Origin of the sequence: Thalassobaculum sp. (assembly GCF_965223715.1) — a bacterium.
GTDB lineage: Bacteria > Pseudomonadota > Alphaproteobacteria > Thalassobaculales > Thalassobaculaceae > Thalassobaculum.
Genome location: NZ_OZ245012.1, coordinates 3,376,380 through 3,391,570 on the forward strand (window position 1 = coordinate 3,376,380; position 15,191 = coordinate 3,391,570).

The following is a 15,191-nucleotide window of genomic DNA, read 5'->3' on the forward strand; positions in this document are numbered from 1 at the left end:
GTAACAGAGACGGCAGCTTAGCGGTGATCGACGATCCGTCAAAGGCCTCACGGCCCGCGACGGAAAGCGGGTGGCGTCGCGGGGTGCCTGGGCATAGCATCGGGCCCATGGAAATCACGATCAGACCCGCCCGCTTCCGCCGCCCCGAGGAGACCGGGGACGATGACGCCGAAACCGTCCGCCGGCTGGTCCGCGCGCTGGCCGAGGTGCAGGAGGCGGCCGACTACGTCACCGGCACCGTCGACGACCTGCGCCGCGACGGCAGCGGCGAGAAGCCGTATTTCCACGCCATGATCGCCGAACGGTCGGACGGCACCGCCGTCGGCCTCGCGCTGTACTACTACGTCTACTCGACCTGGGCCGGCCGGCCGAAGCTCTACGTGGAAGACCTGTATGTGGACGGCGACCTGCGCGGCACCGGCCTCGGCCGCCGGCTGATGGCCGCCCTGGCCCGCGAGGCGCTCAAGCGCGGCTGCGTCAAGCTCGACCTCTCGGTGAAGACCGACAACAAGGCCCGAGACTTCTATTCCCGCCTCGGCCTGACCCGAAGCGGCACCTGGCTGCCCTATACGGTGGGTGGCAGCGACCTGGAAACCCTGGCCGCCAGCGGCTGATCCGCATTGCCCCCGCCCCCTGGGCGCGCTAACTGTTTCGCCATGACAGACACGCTCATCATCACCCTGGCCCAGCTCAACCCGCGCGTCGGCGACATCGAGGGCAACCTGGCCAAGCTGCGCCGGGTGCGCGCCCAGGCCGCGGCCGAGGGTGCCGATGTGATCCTGACCCCGGAACTCTACGCCTGCGGCTACCCGCCGGAGGATCTGGTGCTGAAGCCGATGTTCGTGGCCGAGATCCGCGACGCGGTGGAGGAACTGGCGGCGGAGACGTCCGACGGCGGCCCGGCCATCCTGCTTGGCGCGCCCTGGGTCGAAGGCGACAAGCTGTACAACGCCCTGCTGCTGCTCGACGACGGCAAAGTGCAGTCGGCCCGCTACAAGGTCGACCTGCCGAACTACGGCGTGTTCGACGAGAAGCGGGTGTTCGCGGTCGGCCCGATGCCGGGCCCGATGGACGTGCGTGGCGTGCGCATCGGTGTGCCGATCTGCGAGGATATCTGGACCCCCGACGTGGTCGAATGCGTGAGCGAGACCGGCGGTGAGCTGCTGCTGGTCCCCAACGGCTCCCCCTTCGACAGTCAGAAGCGCGACAACCGCCTGCAGCACGCCACCTCCCGGGTGGTCGAGAGCGGGCTGCCCATGGTCTACCTGAACCAGGTGGGCGGCCAGGACGAGCTGGTGTTCGACGGCGCCTCCTTCGTGCTCAACGCCGACCGCTCGGTCGCCGCCCATCTGCCGGCCTGGGAAGAGGCGGTGGTCACCACCACCTGGACCCGCGGCCCCGAGGGCTGGACCTGCGCCGCCGCCGAGACGGTGGAGCCGAAGACCGGGCTGGAGGCGACCTACCGCGCCATGGTGGTCGGCCTGCGCGACTACGTGACCAAGAACGGCTTCCCCGGCGTCATCCTCGGCATGTCCGGTGGCATCGACAGCGCGCTCTCCGCCGCCGTGGCGGTCGACGCGCTCGGCCCGGACAAGGTCCGCTGCGTGATGATGCCCTCGCCTTACACCAGCGCGCACAGCCTGGAGGACGCCGCCGCCGCCGCGAAGCTGCTGGGCGTCGACTACACGACGATCAATATCGGCCCGGCGATGCAGGCCTTCGACACCATGCTGGCCGACCAGTTCGCCGGCACCTCGCCCGACATCACCGAGGAGAACGTCCAGGCCCGTTCCCGCGGCATCACCCTGATGGCCCTGTCCAACAAGTTCGGCCACATGGTGCTGTCCACCGGCAACAAGTCGGAGATGTCGGTCGGCTACGCCACCCTCTACGGCGACATGTGCGGCGGCTATTCGGTGCTGAAGGACGTCTACAAGACCACCGTGTTCGAGCTGTGCCGCTGGCGCAACACGAACAAGCCGGCCGATTGCCTCGGCCCGGACGGGGCCGTGATGCCGGAGCGGATAATCACCAAGCCGCCCTCGGCCGAGCTACGCCCGGACCAGAAGGACGAGGACAGCCTGCCGCCCTATCCGGTGCTGGACGGCATCCTGACCGAGCTGATCGAGAACGAGACGCCCGTGGCCGACATCGTCGCCAAGGGCTATGACAGCGAGACCGTGCTGCGGGTGTGGCGCCTGCTGGACCGGGCGGAGTACAAGCGCCGCCAGGCCCCGCCCGGCGTGAAGCTGACCAGCCGCTCCTTCGGCAAGGAACGGCGCTACCCGATCACCAACGCGTTCGTCGGCGTCTACCGGCCGAAGAAGACGCAACAGGCGGCCGAGTAGACCGGAACACCGACCCAACGGGGACCCCATGACCGTACTCGTCCGTTTCGCGCCGAGCCCGACGGGGCTTCTGCACGTCGGCAATACCCGGCAGGCGCTGATCAACTGGCTGTTCGCCCGGGCGCAGGGCGGACGGTTCATGCTGCGCTCCGACGATACCGACACCGAGCGCAGCACCGCCGAGTTCGCCGAGAAGATCGAGCGCGACCTGAACTGGCTGGGCCTGAGCTGGGACCTGTTCGCCCGCCAGTCCGACCGGCTGGACCGCTATGCCGCCGAGGCCGAGCGGCTGCGGGACATGGGCCGGCTCTACCCCTGCTACGAGACCGCCGAGGAGCTGGCGCTGAAGCGCAAGCAGCAGCTCTCCGCCGGCAAGCCGCCGGTCTATGACCGCGCCGCCCTGTCCCTGACCGAGGCCGAGAAGGCGGCCAAGGAAGCGGCCGGCATCCGGCCGCACTGGCGCTTCAAGCTCGACCATGAGGTGGTCGCCTGGGACGACCTGGTGCGCGGCGAGAGCCGCCAGGACATGGCGTCGCAGTCCGACCCGGTGCTGATCCGCGCCGATGGCAGCCCGGTCTATTCCATGGCCTCGGTGGTGGACGATATCGAGTTCGGCATCACCCACATCATCCGCGGCGAGGACCACGTCACCAACTCCGCCACCCAGATCCAGCTGTTCCGCGCGCTGGGTGCGGAGCCGCCGGTACTGGGCCACACCTCGCTGATCGTCGGCGCCGACGGCTCCGGCCTGTCCAAGCGCCTGGGCAGTCTCAGCCTGCAGGACCTGCGCGAGACCGATGGGCTGGAGGCGATGGCGGTCAACTCGTTGCTCGCCGGGCTCGGCACCAACGAGGTGGTCGCCGCCACGTCGCTGGATCAGCTCGTGGACGGGTTCGACATCACCCGCTACGGCCGCGCCACCCCGCGCTTCGATCCGGCCGAACTGCTGCAGATGAACGCCAAGATCCTGCACGAGACGGCCTATGAGGAGGTCGCAGGCCGCCTCTCCGATCTGGGCGTGGAAGGTGGCGAGGCGTTCTGGGGTGCGGTGCGCGGCAACATCACCAAGCTGGCGGAAGCCGGCGAGTGGTGGGTCGTCGTCGGCGCCCCGATCGCCCCGGTCATCGCCGAGGAGGATGCGGCGTTCTGCGCGACCGCTGCCGACCTGCTGCCGGCGGGCGAGCCGACCGCCGAGACCTGGGGGGCCTGGACCGGCGCGCTGAAGGCGGAGACGGGCCGCAAGGGCAAGGGCCTGTTCATGCCGCTGCGCAAGGCGCTCACGGCACGGGAACGTGGACCGGAACTCGGCGATCTGTTACCTCTCATGGGCCGCGCGCGGATTGTCTCCAGGCTGCACGGCGAAACCGCTTAACCGAGAGGATTCCATGTTCGCGCGCCGCCCGCTCTCTTCGATCGGCACCGCGTTCTACACGACGGCCGAGGTCTGTCGCTGATCGCGCCTGCGCTTTCGCGCCCGCCGACAGCCTGAACACAGACCCATCGGAGTCCGAGACATGGATCTCAAGATCACCAATACGCTCCTGCGCGAGAAGCAGGTCTTCACCCCGATCGACCCGTCGAACGTCCGCGTCTACGTCTGCGGCCCGACGGTCTACGACTACGCCCATGTGGGGAACGCGCGGCCCGCCGTGGTGTTCGACGTGCTGATCCGCGTGCTGCGCCATCTCTATGGTGCCGAGCACGTGACCCATGTCGCCAATATCACCGATATCGACGACAAGATCATGACCCGCGCCAAGGAGCGCGGCGTGGCGATCGAGGCGCTGACCAGCGAGACGGCGGATATCTACAACGCCGACATGGCGGCGATCGGCGTGAACAGGCCAGACGTCCAGCCCCGCGCCACCGGCCATGTCGGCCAGATGATCGCGCTGACCGAACGGCTGATCGAGCGCGGCCATGCCTATGCGGCGGAAGGCCATGTGCTGTTCAACGTGCCGTCGATGGCGGAATACGGCCAGCTCTCCCGCCGCGACCGCGACGAGATGATCGCCGGCGCCCGGGTCGACGTCGCCCCCTACAAGCGCGACCCGGCCGACTTCGTGCTTTGGAAGCCGAGTGCCGACGACCAGCCGGGCTGGGACAGCCCCTGGGGCCGCGGCCGTCCCGGCTGGCATATCGAGTGCTCGGCCATGGCGGCGGAGCATCTCGGCGAGGTGTTCGACATCCATGGCGGCGGGCTCGACCTGATCTTCCCGCACCATGAGAACGAGATCGCCCAGACCCGCTGCGCCTTCGGCCATGCGACCATGGCGAACTACTGGATGCACAACGGCTTCGTGACGGTCGAAGGCGAGAAGATGTCGAAGTCCCTCGGCAACTTCTACACCGTCCACGACATGCTTGAGGAATGGCCGGGCGAGGCGATCCGTCTGCTGCTGCTCTCGGCCCATTACCGCCAGCCGCTGGACTTCTCCAAGGCCGGGCTGAAGGAAGCCAAGACCCAGCTCGACAAGCTGTACGGGGCGCTGAACCGGGCGGAGAACGCCGGCCATTATCCGGACTGGAACCTGGACCGCGACGACAACCCGGTGCTGGCCGCCCTGTGCGACGACCTGAACAGCCCGCTGGCGCTGGCCGCCCTGCACCAGACCGCCCGCGAGCTGAACATCGCGCTCGACAAGGGCCGCGACCGCGAAGTGCCGGCGCTGATGGGCAAGTTGGTCGAGTGGGGCACCTTGCTGGGATTGCTCCAGGGCGAGGCCGGGGCCTGGTTCAGGGGCGCAGACAGCGGCGATGCCGAGGAGATCGAAGCTCTCATCGAAGCCCGCGTCGCCGCTCGCAAAGCCAAGGATTTCGCCGAGGCCGACCGGATCCGCGACGAGCTGAAGGCCCGCGGCATCGAGCTGGAAGACGGCGCCGGCGGGACCACGTGGAAGCGGGCGGGGTAGGCTGCGGACATCGGCCCTTCGACACGTCACCTTGGACCGTTTAGGGCTGTCTTCCCGGCCTTGCGCCGGGATCCAGGATGGGATGGCTGGAGAGCCCGTAAGATATCCCGAGACGCTCCGGCAAGCGTTACTCTCGGCCCCGGCGCGAGGCCGGGGAGACGGAGTTGAGGGGAACCCCTACACCCCTACCTCGGTGGCATCGGCTATCACCCGGATCGACATCGACTGGTCGCGGCCGCGCACCTCGATCTGGTGGCTGGGGTAGCCGCTGAAATCCACGCCCGATGCGGTGGCCAGGGCTTCCGACACGATGAGCTGGGCGCCGAAATCCTTGGTCAGGGCTTCCAGCCGGCTGGCGGTGTTCACCGTGTCGCCGACCGCCGTCACCCCACGCACGCGCCCGTATCCCATCTCGCCGACGATCGCCGGCCCCAGATGCAGCCCGATGCCGATCCGCAACGGCGCCTCGAGATCGCCGGCCAGGGACTCGTTCAGGTCGACCAGCCGGCGCGCCATCTCCCGCGCCGCCGCCACCGCCTGGCGGGCCCCCTCCTCCGGATCGCCACTCACCCCGAACAGGGCCATGATGCCGTCGCCGATGAACTTGTCGATCCGGCCGCCGGCCCCCTCGATGGCGGCCCCCATCTCGGCAAAGTACCGGTTCAGGATGAACACCACGTCGTAGGGCAGCCGCTCCTCCGACAGGGTGGTGAAGCCGCGGATATCGGCGAACAGCACGGCGATCTCCAGCTCGCGCCCCTGCAGGTAGCTCGGCCCGCCCCGCGTCTCCGCCATGCCCGTGGTGTGTGGCGGCAGCAGCGGGGTGATCTCGAGGTCGTCGACCACCCGTGTCTGGCAGGCCAACCGCACGTTCGGCGGGGCCGAGATCCGGTGCAGCACCCTGGCCTCGGCCTCGTCCGGCGCGGGCAGGTTCTCCAGCCCGCGAGAAATGCGCACCCGGCAGGTCGAGCAGCGGCCGCGCCCGCCGCAGACCGCGGCGTGGGGAATGCCGTGCATCCGGCTCACATCCAGCAGGGTCATGCCGCGGATCGCCTGGACTGAACGGCCGGCGCCGTAGCCGACCCGCACCCCCTGGCTGCGCCGGTGCAGGACCACGCGGACCCAGCGCGCGGCGAAGGCCGCGACGACGACCACCGCATACCCCGCCTTGATCCCGTCGAAGCGTTGAAGCCAGAGGGCGATGGTCGCGTTGTCCGGCAGGTTGGCCGACCGGATGGCGAGCGGCAGCCAACCCGGCGTGGCCGCCAGATCCGCCACGGTCATCCCCGCGGCGACGAACCCGGCCAGGGACAGGGCCGGCAGCAGCACCGCCGCCGACAGCAGCCAGGGCTTCGCCCGGTCGTACCAGGCGGCGTAGCGCAGCCAGAGATGCAGGCCGACGCAGCCATGGGCCCAGGCGACCAGCACCGCCACGGACTGGTTGAGCGCACCCATGGGATCGAAGACCCAGAGGTTCAACAGCACCCATGTATGGTCGTCGTTGAGCCCGTAGAGCTCGTGCATCATCCGGTTGCTGAGCACGTGACGCAGGATCAGCAGCGGGATGCTCAGCCCGAGGGTGAGCTGCACCGCCTCGGGCATAGACATCGCCTTCAGCGAGTCCCGATAATAGATCGCCCGCAGCGCGATCAGCATGTGCAGCAGGACGCTGCCATAGAGCAGGACCGAGACCGCCTGCAGACGGACCACGGATTCGACGAGCCCCAGACCGGCATCCAGGGCGTCGATCGACCACAATCCCGCCACATGATTAACCAAGTGTGCGCTCACATATGTGAACAGCACGAGGCCCGTATAGAGTCGGATGCGGGCGATCAGGGGGGACCACGAAATGCGCCGTTCCGGACGACCGCTTTGCCGCTGTAGGTCGATTGCCGTCATCCATTCGCTCCCGTCACCCGGCGACAATAGCCTAATGTCTTGAATTTCGCTGCAATTTCGATAAATGACGGACCCAACCATCGGTTACGTCACGCACACCAGATGAGCGTCCAATGAGCACAGCGTTGTCCGTGCGCGGACTGCATAAGAGCTTCGGTCCGGCGAATGCCCGAAAGACCGCGGTCGACGGCCTGAGTTTCGAGTTGGAGCAGGGCGAGGTCCTGGGCTTTCTCGGCCCCAACGGCGCCGGCAAGTCGACGACCATGAAGATGATCTGCGGCTTCCTCGCCCCCGATGCCGGCACGGCGGTCATCTGCGGGCACAACGTGCTGAGCCACCCGATCGCCGCCAAGAGCGCGATCGGCTACCTGCCCGAGGGTGCTCCCGCCTATCCGGACATGACGGTCCTGGCCTTCCTGGACTTCATCGGCGCGATCCGCGGCTTCGACGGGGCCGAGCGGCGCGAGCACGTGGCCGAGGCCATGGCCAAGACCCAGCTCAAGGAAGTGGCGCACCAGCCGATCGAGACCCTGTCCAAGGGTTTCAAGCGCCGGGTCGGCCTGGCCCAGGCGCTGCTGCACAATCCGCCGGTGCTGATCCTGGACGAGCCGACCGACGGTCTCGACCCGAACCAGAAGTTCGAGGTCCGCAAGCTGATAAAGGAAATGGCCGCGACCAAGGCGATCGTGATCTCCACCCACATCCTGGAGGAGGTCGACGCTGTCTGCACCCGCGCGGTGATCATCGCCCGCGGCCGGATCGTCGCCGACGGCACCCCGGCCGAGCTGCGCGGCCGCTCGGCCAGCGGCAATCTGGACGACGTGTTCCGGGAGGTGACGGCCAATGTCTAGGACCGGGCGCAATGTCTGGCTGGTGACGGCGCGCGAGCTGAAGGCGTATTTCGCCACGCCGCTGGCCTATATCTTCATCGTCATCTTCCTGATCCTGGCCGGCGCGATGACCTTCTTCGTCGGCGGCTGGATGGACCGGGGGCAGGCCGACCTGCAGCCGTTCTTCACCTTCCATCCCTGGCTCTACCTGTTCCTGGTCCCGGCGCTGTCGATGCGCCTGTGGGCGGAGGAGCGGCGGACCGGGACGATCGAGCTGTTCCTGACCCTGCCGGTCACCATGACCGAGGCGGTGGTCGGCAAATACCTGGCGGCCTGGATCTTCACCGGCATCGCGCTCGCCCTCACCTTCCCGCTGTGGATCACGGTGAACCAGCTCGGCAATCCGGATAACGGGGTGATCGCCGCCTCCTATATCGGCAGCCTGCTGATGGCCGGCGCCTTCCTGGCGGTCGGGTCGATGATCTCGGCCACCACCAAGAACCAGGTCATCGCCTTCGTGGTGACGACGGCGGTGCTGTTCGTGTTCACGCTCGCCGGCTCCAACGTGGTGCTCGACGCGATCCGGTCCTTCGTTCCGGATACCGTGGTCGACATCGTCGCCGGCTTCGGCTTCCTCACCCACTTCCAGTCGATCGCCCGCGGCGTCATCGACCTGCGCGACGCGATCTTCTTCGCCTCCGTGATCATGCTGGCGCTGGCCGCCAATGCGCTGATCGTCGACCTGAAGAAGGCGGAATGACCATGGCAACCGTCGACCAGCTCTCCGCCGGCCGCAAAGCCAAGACGGCCCTGCCCGCATCCCAGCGCAGGCTGACGGCGATCGCGCTGTTCCTGCTGGCCGCCCTGTTCGTGTCGGTCAACGTGCTGGCCGCCTTCTCGCTGACCAGCTACCGGATCGACCTGACCCAGGATCAGCTCTTCTCCCTGTCGCCGGCCACCGAGCGGGTGCTGAGCGAGATCGAGGAGCCGATCACCCTGCAGTTCTATTACTCCAAGCGTCTGGGCAGCCAGTACCCGACCTACGGCGTCTATGCCGACCGAGTGCGCGACATGCTGCAGGAATACGCCGACCGCTCCGCCGGCAAGATCGTGCTGGAGATCTACGATCCCGAGCCCTTCACCCCGGTGGAGGACCGCGCGGTCTCCTTCGGTCTGCAGTCGGTGCCGCTGGAGGGCGTCGACGGCAACGTGTTCTTCGGACTGGTCGGGACCAACACCACCGACGACGTCGAGCAGGTGCCCTTCTTCCAGCCGGACCGCGAGGCCTTCCTGGAATACGACATCACCAAGATGATCTACGCGCTGTCGACGGGCACGACCGGCAAGGTCGGCATCCTCGGCAACAAGAAGATCACCATGGATGTGCGCATGGGCCAGGGCGGGCGGCCGGAGCAGCTTCCGCCGGCGCTGGTCACCACCCGGATCGAGGAGGTCCTGGAGGTCGAGGAGCTGGACGAGGAAGTGGAAGTCATTCCGGACGACATCTCGATCCTGATGGTCGTCCATCCCAAGACCCTGCCCGAGCGCACCCGCTTCGCCATCGACCAGTACATCCTGGGCGGCGGCAAGGCGGTGATCTTCGTCGATCCCTATTCCGAGATGGACGGCTGGCAGGCGGCGAACGGCCCGGTCAACGGGGCCGCCAGTTCCCTGGACGAGATGTTCGAGGCCTGGGGCCTGGAGATGCCGACCGACAAGGTCGTCGCCGACCGTTTCGCCGGCCGCCGGGTCGGCAACGCGACCGGCACCGGCTACGTCACCTACGTGCCCTGGCTCCTGCTGCGCGGCCCGAACCTGGACGGCGACTCGCCGATCACCTCCCAGGTGGACAGCGTCGCCGTCGCCAGCGCCGGTTACCTGAAGCTCAAGGAGGGCTCGCCCCTCACCTTGGAGCCGCTGCTGACCTCGAGCCCGGGGTCGACCCTGTTCGACGTGAAGGACGTGGCAACCCAGCGGCCGAACCCGCAGGCGCTGCTCAACCAGTACCGGGCCGGGCCGGAGCGGTTCGTCATCGCCGGCACCCTGACCGGCGAGGTTCCGACGGCCTTCCCCGACGGCCAGCCGGAACCGGTGGAAGGCGGCGATCCCGACCTGCGCCACGATTTCGAGGTGGTCCGCGACAGGTCCGACGGCCCGATCGACGTCATGGTCATCGCCGATACCGACCTGCTGGACGACCGGTTCTGGGTCACCTACCAGAACTTCCAGGGCCAGCGCGTGGCGATCCCCGGGGCCGGCAACGGCGACTTCGTCGCCAACGCCCTGGACGCCATGACCGGCTCCTCGGCCCTGCTCGACCTGCGCGGCCAGGGCAGCACCTATCGGCCGTTCGAGGTCATGGAGACCCTGAAACGCGATGCCGACCGCACCTACCAGGCGAAGGAGCAGGAGCTGCGCCAGACGCTGGAGGAGACCCAGAAGAAGCTGCGCAGCCTGCGCGAGCGCGACGGGTCGACCGGCGGTCCGGTGGCGCTGAGCGAGGAGGAGCAGGCGACCATGCGCCAGCTCCAGGGCGACGTGCTGCGGGTCCGTGGCGAGCTGCGCGCGGTGCAGGCCTCCCTGCGCTCCGACGTGGAGCGGCTGGAGCGCGAGCTGCAGTTCATCAACATCGCGCTGATGCCGATCCTGGTGGCCCTGTTCGCCCTCGTGCTGTCCATCATCCGTGCAAGACGGCGCCGTCGGCGGATCGAAACCGCCGACGCCGGCGCGTGAGGAGGCTGCGATGATCACCCGACGCACCGTCACCCTGCTCGGCTCCCTGACCCTGCTGACCGCGATCGGCGCTGCGGTGGCGATGGTCGACCGGCTGTCCGAGGTCCGCACCGAAGTCCAGGCCGAGACCCTGTACCCCGAGTTCGACCGCCGGGCTTCCGAGGTCCACCAGATCGAGGTGATCCGGGCGGACGACAACGAGGACGGCACGATCTCCATCGTGCGCACCGGCGACGGCTGGATCCTGCAGCAGCGCGACGGCTTCCCGGCCCGCACCGACACCGTGCGCAAGCTGCTGTTCGATATCGGGCAGCTCGAGCTGATCGAGCGCAAGACCGCCGATCCGGGCCGGTTCGACCGGCTGGAGCTGCGCGACGTGGCGCAGGAGGGGTCCAGGAGCTCGCGGCTGGTGATCACCACGGCCGATGGCGAGACCCTGGTGGACCTGCATGTGGGCAAGCGGCGCGACAGCCTGTCCGGCGGCGATCCCATGGTCTATGTGCGGCGGACCGACGAGATGCAGACCTACCTCGCCGAGGGGTCCCTGGAGATCAAGGGCAAGGCGCCGCTCTGGTTGTTCCGCGAGGTGGTCGACGTCCCCCAGACCGCGATCCAGCGGGCCCGGATCGTGACCGCCGAGGGTGACCGCACCGAGCTGGAGCGGGTCTCGGCCGACGGTCGGGACTTCCGGATCGTCGACCTGCCGCAGGACAGGACGGTGGATTCCCAGTACGCGGTCAACAATGCCGCCACCGTCCTCGACAAGCTGATGTTCGACGACGTGCGCACCGCCGACGGACTGACCTTCGACCCCGCCCTGGGTCACGCGGAGTTCACCACCAAGGACGGCGTGCTCTACACGGTCGAATTCGCCGAGGCCCCGTCGGATGCGGGCGCCGAGGCGCCGACCCGGTGGATGCGGGTCCGCATCACGGTGCCGACCGGTGCGCCGGAGGAGGCCCGCGCCCTGGCGGAGAAGCACCGCGAGCAGACCGACACCTGGGCCTTCCGGATCTCCGACTGGGAGATGGAGCGGCTGACCGCGACGGCGGAGAGCCTGACCAAGCCGGCCGAGGCGAGCTGAGGCCCGGTTCCCTGGGCGATTGAGCCCCGGCCCCCCTCGCTCTACGATTGCCGGAACAAGCGAGGGAGGAAGCGACGTGCCACGGTACACCCCCGGGCCCTGGAAGATGCGCCCGAACGGCGAGCTCTGGTCCTATCGGCGCGGCGCCAACCCGTCGCAGATCGGCGCCATCTCCTGGACCGGTTCCGCCGAGGAGCGCGACGGCAACGCCCGCATCATCGCCGGCTCCGTCGATCTCAGCGAGAGCATGGAAGAGCTGATGCTCATCGTCTGCCAGCCTGAGGTGGTCGCCGCGATCCAGGGCTGCGACCGGATCTCGGCCAAGTCGCGGATGATCATCGAGAATGCCCGCACCACCCTGGAGGAGGTCACCGGCCGAAAGCTGCCGGAATGGCCGAAACGGGATCCCCACGACACCCGACTAGAAACCACCTGAGCCGGCGCCCGGTCGGACATGCAGATCCGGGAACTCCTGGCGACGATCGCCTCCAGCAAGGTAGCCGACTGGCGGACCATCTTCCGGCCGACCCTGCGGCACCGCTTCACCGAGATCCTCGACGAGAACGGCAAGCGCGAGCAGCTCCTCGTCGACGAGCATCTGGTCTCGTTCACCTACGCGCCCGATGTCGCCATCACCATGGCCTACGGGCTGGTCGACCAGGCCGCCTTCGAACTGCCGGCGGACCATCCCTTCGGCCGGGAGAACGCCCGGACCCTGTATCTGGACATCTTCTACGAGGGCCGGCTGGTGCACCGGGAGACGGTGGTCAGCGTGGACCGCCACCGCTGCCTGCTGCCGCTGCCAGTCTCCTGGGACCCGCCGATCAACGTGCCGACGGCCCAGTTCAGCCTGATCCGGCTGATCCATGCCCTGGCCGGACCGCCGACCGACTACGACTCGTACTTCCTGGAAAGCGGCATGGTGCGCAGCGACCGGGTGCCGTGGCCCTGAGGCCCGGTCTGCCGCCATCGGGTCTCAGAAACCCTTGGAGAACAGCGCGCCCGCCTTGTTGATCAGGAACAGCACACCGAGGCCGCCGATGACGATGGCCACAAGCCAGCCGGTCGCCTTCAGCGCCACAGATACGTCCTGGTTCTTCGGCTTCGGCTTGGCGCGGGCGGCGGCGGGTACCGCGGCCGGCGCTTCGGTCGCGGCCGCCCTGGCCGCGGCGGGCGGCGGCGGCGCGGCGCGTTCCTTCGGGGCCTTGGAGGTGTCGAAGACGACCAGTTCCTTGCCCTGGCCGGTCTTCGGATCGAAGGTGTCCTTGATGACCTTGATGCCCTCGAAGCGCTTCTCCCCGTGAAGCTGCTTGGCGACCTCGATCGACGTCTCCTTGTCCGGATACGTCGAATCGATGACCCACTGCCCCCCCTTGAGCGTGTGGACCTCGTATAGTGACTGCGCCATCAATCCCCTCGCGGCAAGCCTAGCCGAGCCGAGGGGGATACTAAGCGATGCCCCCCGCGAAGTCAGCCGGATGCTCGCATTTTATCGGTCAGGTTCTTAACCAAAACAAAACGGCCCCGCCGAAACCGACGGGGCCGTCCGAACTGTCTGATCTGCGGCGCCGGGCGCCGCGAGGGTTACTCGCGGTTGCCGAACAGCTGCAGCAGGAACATGAACAGGTTGATGAAGTCGAGATACAGGGTCAGCGCGCCCATGATCGCCTTCTTGCCGGCGACGTCGGAGGCGTCGATCTCGTTGTACATCTCCTTGATACGCTGCGTGTCGTAGGCGGTCAGGATCGAGAACACCAGCACGCCCGCGACCGAGATCACGAACTGCAGCGCGGTCGACTGCAGAAAGATGTTCACGATGCTGGCGATCAGCACGCCGAACACGCCCATCACCGCGAAGGTGCCGAGACCCGACAGGTCCTTCTTAGTGGTGTAGCCGTACAGGCTCAGACCGGCGAAGGCGGCGGCGGTGATGAAGAACACCCGCGCGATGCTCTCACCGGTGAAGACCAGGAACACCGACGACAGCGACAGGCCCATCAGGGCCGCGAAGACGTAGAAGGAAATGCGGGCGGCCGAGAGCGACATGCTCGAGACGCGCGCCGAAATCAGGAAGACCATGCCGATCGGCGCCAGCATGACGACCCACTTCAGCGGCGATGCGTAGATCGCCTGGCCAAAGGAGGTGAGCATGCCGTCCTGCACGGCAAGCATCGTGGTGCCGAACGCGATAAGGCCCGTAAAGACCAGCGCGGCGACCATGTGATTGTAGACGCCGAGCATGTACTGGCGCAGACCGACGTCGTATTGGGCGACATCGGCTTGTGACCGCGACATCGTCTGACGATCGAAACTCATGAGGAACCCCTTCATCTGCCCCGGCCCCAGCCGGCATACCCGCATAAAGTAAGGTCGACGGGCAGTTGCTTCAACAGGCATGAGCGCCGAATTTCTCGGTTTCTCATGCTTTTCCACAAGTAATTTTAAACACTCCAAAACGGTTGTCCGCAGACTTCGGAATCTATATCGCGAAGCCTCAAGCGAATGGCAACCAAGGGACGAGAGATCGCGATCATGGACGAGGAACGCCTGCTGGACGGTCTGATCGCCGGCCCCGACGACGCCGAGTATCATCTGGATCTGGGCGGGCTCGACGTGCCGCATGCAACGGAATCCGTACGCCAGATGCTGGAGCGCAACCGGTTCCGGGCGCCGCGCACGATCCTGGTGACCCTGGGCGACCCGTTTCCTGGCGGCCCGCAGAACCTGTTCCAGCCGATCGGCCGCCAGCTCCTGGAGGCCCGGCGCGCCGGCATCGTCGACGGGATAAAGCCGATCACCAGCGACCACGGCCCCGGCTACTGGATCCGCACGGTGGGCAGTGAATGACCGAATATTGCGGCATAAAGTCGCACTTCGGCTGGGTTGATTAGGCGCCCGCAATCATCTCGGAGCGGCAACAACCCTCAGAATGATTTAAATATGTGATCTACGCGCTTAAAGATGCATCATTAATCAATACCTTACTTAATGTTGTTTTTTAAAATTTTTTGATGCACCTTACTGCGATTGCTGCAGGGGGCGGACATGATAGTCAACCACGCGGTATTTTGTGGAGTAGCAACGCTGTTGCTGTGCGTTTACAGCGCTATCGCCGGATGGCTGTCGATAATCTGCGGATGGGACTTCTGTTACTCTGGCCCAATTCTTGTCTTTATCGGACAAGCGATCCCGCTCGCAAGCGAAGACATAAATCTTGTAGGAGAAATTACACCTACCGCCCTCGCTGGCCTCATGGTTGTTTTTGCACCGCGGGATAGATCTCAGCAAGTCATAACTTTGGTTTACGCCGCATTATTTTCGATAATTTACGGGCTTTATCTTACTTATACTATATTTGTAGGGTCGAATGAGTTTCTTCCAA

14 protein-coding genes are annotated in these 15,191 nt (G+C 66.8%); 11 read left to right on the forward strand and 3 right to left on the reverse strand.

From position 1 onward, the window contains the following. The first annotated feature begins 107 nt into the window (after nt 1-107). The 4 genes from ACOQOP_RS15540 (at nt 108) to cysS (ending at nt 5,260) form a co-directional block, all read left to right on the forward strand. Entirely contained in the window at nt 108-614 is a 507-nt protein-coding gene (locus tag ACOQOP_RS15540) for a GNAT family N-acetyltransferase (protein WP_420562720.1), read from the forward strand. Between the two features lie 42 nt (nt 615-656). Further along, nucleotides 657-2,348: an NAD+ synthase gene (locus ACOQOP_RS15545; RefSeq protein WP_420562721.1), complete on the forward strand. Its 1,692-nt coding sequence runs from the start codon at nt 657-659 to the stop codon at nt 2,346-2,348. A gap of 28 nt (nt 2,349-2,376) precedes the next feature. Then, the gene (gene gltX, locus ACOQOP_RS15550) at nt 2,377-3,720 is read left to right on the forward strand and encodes a glutamate--tRNA ligase (RefSeq protein WP_420562722.1); all 1,344 of its coding nucleotides are present in this window, start codon (nt 2,377-2,379) and stop codon (nt 3,718-3,720) included. A gap of 142 nt (nt 3,721-3,862) precedes the next feature. After that, nucleotides 3,863-5,260: a cysteine--tRNA ligase gene (cysS, locus tag ACOQOP_RS15555; protein ID WP_420562723.1), complete on the forward strand. Its 1,398-nt coding sequence runs from the start codon at nt 3,863-3,865 to the stop codon at nt 5,258-5,260. A gap of 177 nt (nt 5,261-5,437) precedes the next feature. Here the strand turns inward: cysS and ACOQOP_RS15560 are convergent, their stop codons facing one another. Beyond that, nucleotides 5,438-7,027, reverse strand: a complete 1,590-nt coding sequence (locus ACOQOP_RS15560; RefSeq protein ID WP_420562724.1) for an adenylate/guanylate cyclase domain-containing protein — start codon at nt 7,025-7,027, stop codon at nt 5,438-5,440. Between the two features lie 248 nt (nt 7,028-7,275). Between ACOQOP_RS15560 and ACOQOP_RS15565 the strand changes: the two genes are divergently transcribed. From ACOQOP_RS15565 to ACOQOP_RS15590, 6 genes are all read left to right on the forward strand, one after another. Continuing rightward, nucleotides 7,276-8,013: an ABC transporter ATP-binding protein gene (locus ACOQOP_RS15565; protein WP_420562725.1), complete on the forward strand. Its 738-nt coding sequence runs from the start codon at nt 7,276-7,278 to the stop codon at nt 8,011-8,013. Then, the gene (locus ACOQOP_RS15570; protein ID WP_420562726.1) at nt 8,006-8,752 is read left to right on the forward strand and encodes an ABC transporter permease subunit; all 747 of its coding nucleotides are present in this window, start codon (nt 8,006-8,008) and stop codon (nt 8,750-8,752) included. The genes ACOQOP_RS15565 and ACOQOP_RS15570 overlap by 8 nt, the downstream gene beginning before the upstream one ends. Next, entirely contained in the window at nt 8,749-10,725 is a 1,977-nt protein-coding gene (locus ACOQOP_RS15575; RefSeq protein WP_420562727.1) for a GldG family protein, read from the forward strand. Before ACOQOP_RS15570 ends, ACOQOP_RS15575 begins: the two co-directional genes overlap by 4 nt. A gap of 10 nt (nt 10,726-10,735) precedes the next feature. Next, nucleotides 10,736-11,809 (forward strand): DUF4340 domain-containing protein, encoded by a 1,074-nt coding sequence (locus tag ACOQOP_RS15580; RefSeq protein ID WP_420562728.1) that lies wholly within the window; start codon nt 10,736-10,738, stop codon nt 11,807-11,809. Between the two features lie 76 nt (nt 11,810-11,885). Next, entirely contained in the window at nt 11,886-12,245 is a 360-nt protein-coding gene (locus ACOQOP_RS15585; protein WP_420562729.1) for a hypothetical protein, read from the forward strand. An 18-nt stretch (nt 12,246-12,263) separates the two neighbouring features. Beyond that, nucleotides 12,264-12,761, forward strand: coding sequence for a hypothetical protein (locus ACOQOP_RS15590; RefSeq protein ID WP_420562730.1), 498 nt, complete (start codon nt 12,264-12,266; stop codon nt 12,759-12,761). A gap of 24 nt (nt 12,762-12,785) precedes the next feature. On the opposite strand, the gene ACOQOP_RS15595 is transcribed toward ACOQOP_RS15590, so the two are convergent. Together ACOQOP_RS15595 and ACOQOP_RS15600 are read right to left on the reverse strand one after the other, a co-directional pair. Next, complete coding sequence (locus ACOQOP_RS15595) at nt 12,786-13,217, reverse strand: hypothetical protein (protein ID WP_420562731.1); 432 nt, start codon at nt 13,215-13,217, stop codon at nt 12,786-12,788. A gap of 176 nt (nt 13,218-13,393) precedes the next feature. Beyond that, entirely contained in the window at nt 13,394-14,125 is a 732-nt protein-coding gene (locus ACOQOP_RS15600; RefSeq protein WP_420562732.1) for a Bax inhibitor-1 family protein, read from the reverse strand. Nucleotides 14,126-14,341: 216 nt separating this feature from the next. On the opposite strand from ACOQOP_RS15600, the gene ACOQOP_RS15605 reads away from it, so the two are divergent. Then, on the forward strand, nt 14,342-14,656 hold the full coding sequence (locus tag ACOQOP_RS15605; protein ID WP_420562733.1) for a hypothetical protein: 315 nt from the start codon (nt 14,342-14,344) through the stop codon (nt 14,654-14,656). The last annotated feature ends 535 nt before the right edge of the window (nt 14,657-15,191 follow it).

Excerpts from the sequence above, each read along its gene's own strand:
- ACOQOP_RS15540 (WP_420562720.1), top strand. The coding sequence starts at position 108 with ATGGAAATCACGATCAGACCCGCCCGCTTCCGCCGCCCCGAGGAGACC.
- ACOQOP_RS15545 (WP_420562721.1), top strand. The coding sequence starts at position 657 with ATGACAGACACGCTCATCATCACCCTGGCCCAGCTCAACCCGCGCGTC.
- gltX (WP_420562722.1), top strand. The coding sequence starts at position 2,377 with ATGACCGTACTCGTCCGTTTCGCGCCGAGCCCGACGGGGCTTCTGCAC.
- cysS (WP_420562723.1), top strand. The coding sequence starts at position 3,863 with ATGGATCTCAAGATCACCAATACGCTCCTGCGCGAGAAGCAGGTCTTC.
- ACOQOP_RS15565 (WP_420562725.1), top strand. The coding sequence starts at position 7,276 with ATGAGCACAGCGTTGTCCGTGCGCGGACTGCATAAGAGCTTCGGTCCG.
- ACOQOP_RS15570 (WP_420562726.1), top strand. The coding sequence starts at position 8,006 with ATGTCTAGGACCGGGCGCAATGTCTGGCTGGTGACGGCGCGCGAGCTG.
- ACOQOP_RS15575 (WP_420562727.1), top strand. The coding sequence starts at position 8,749 with ATGACCATGGCAACCGTCGACCAGCTCTCCGCCGGCCGCAAAGCCAAG.
- ACOQOP_RS15580 (WP_420562728.1), top strand. The coding sequence starts at position 10,736 with ATGATCACCCGACGCACCGTCACCCTGCTCGGCTCCCTGACCCTGCTG.
- ACOQOP_RS15590 (WP_420562730.1), top strand. The coding sequence starts at position 12,264 with ATGCAGATCCGGGAACTCCTGGCGACGATCGCCTCCAGCAAGGTAGCC.
- ACOQOP_RS15595 (WP_420562731.1), bottom strand. The coding sequence starts at position 13,217 with ATGGCGCAGTCACTATACGAGGTCCACACGCTCAAGGGGGGGCAGTGG.
- ACOQOP_RS15600 (WP_420562732.1), bottom strand. The coding sequence starts at position 14,125 with ATGAGTTTCGATCGTCAGACGATGTCGCGGTCACAAGCCGATGTCGCC.
- ACOQOP_RS15605 (WP_420562733.1), top strand. The coding sequence starts at position 14,342 with ATGGACGAGGAACGCCTGCTGGACGGTCTGATCGCCGGCCCCGACGAC.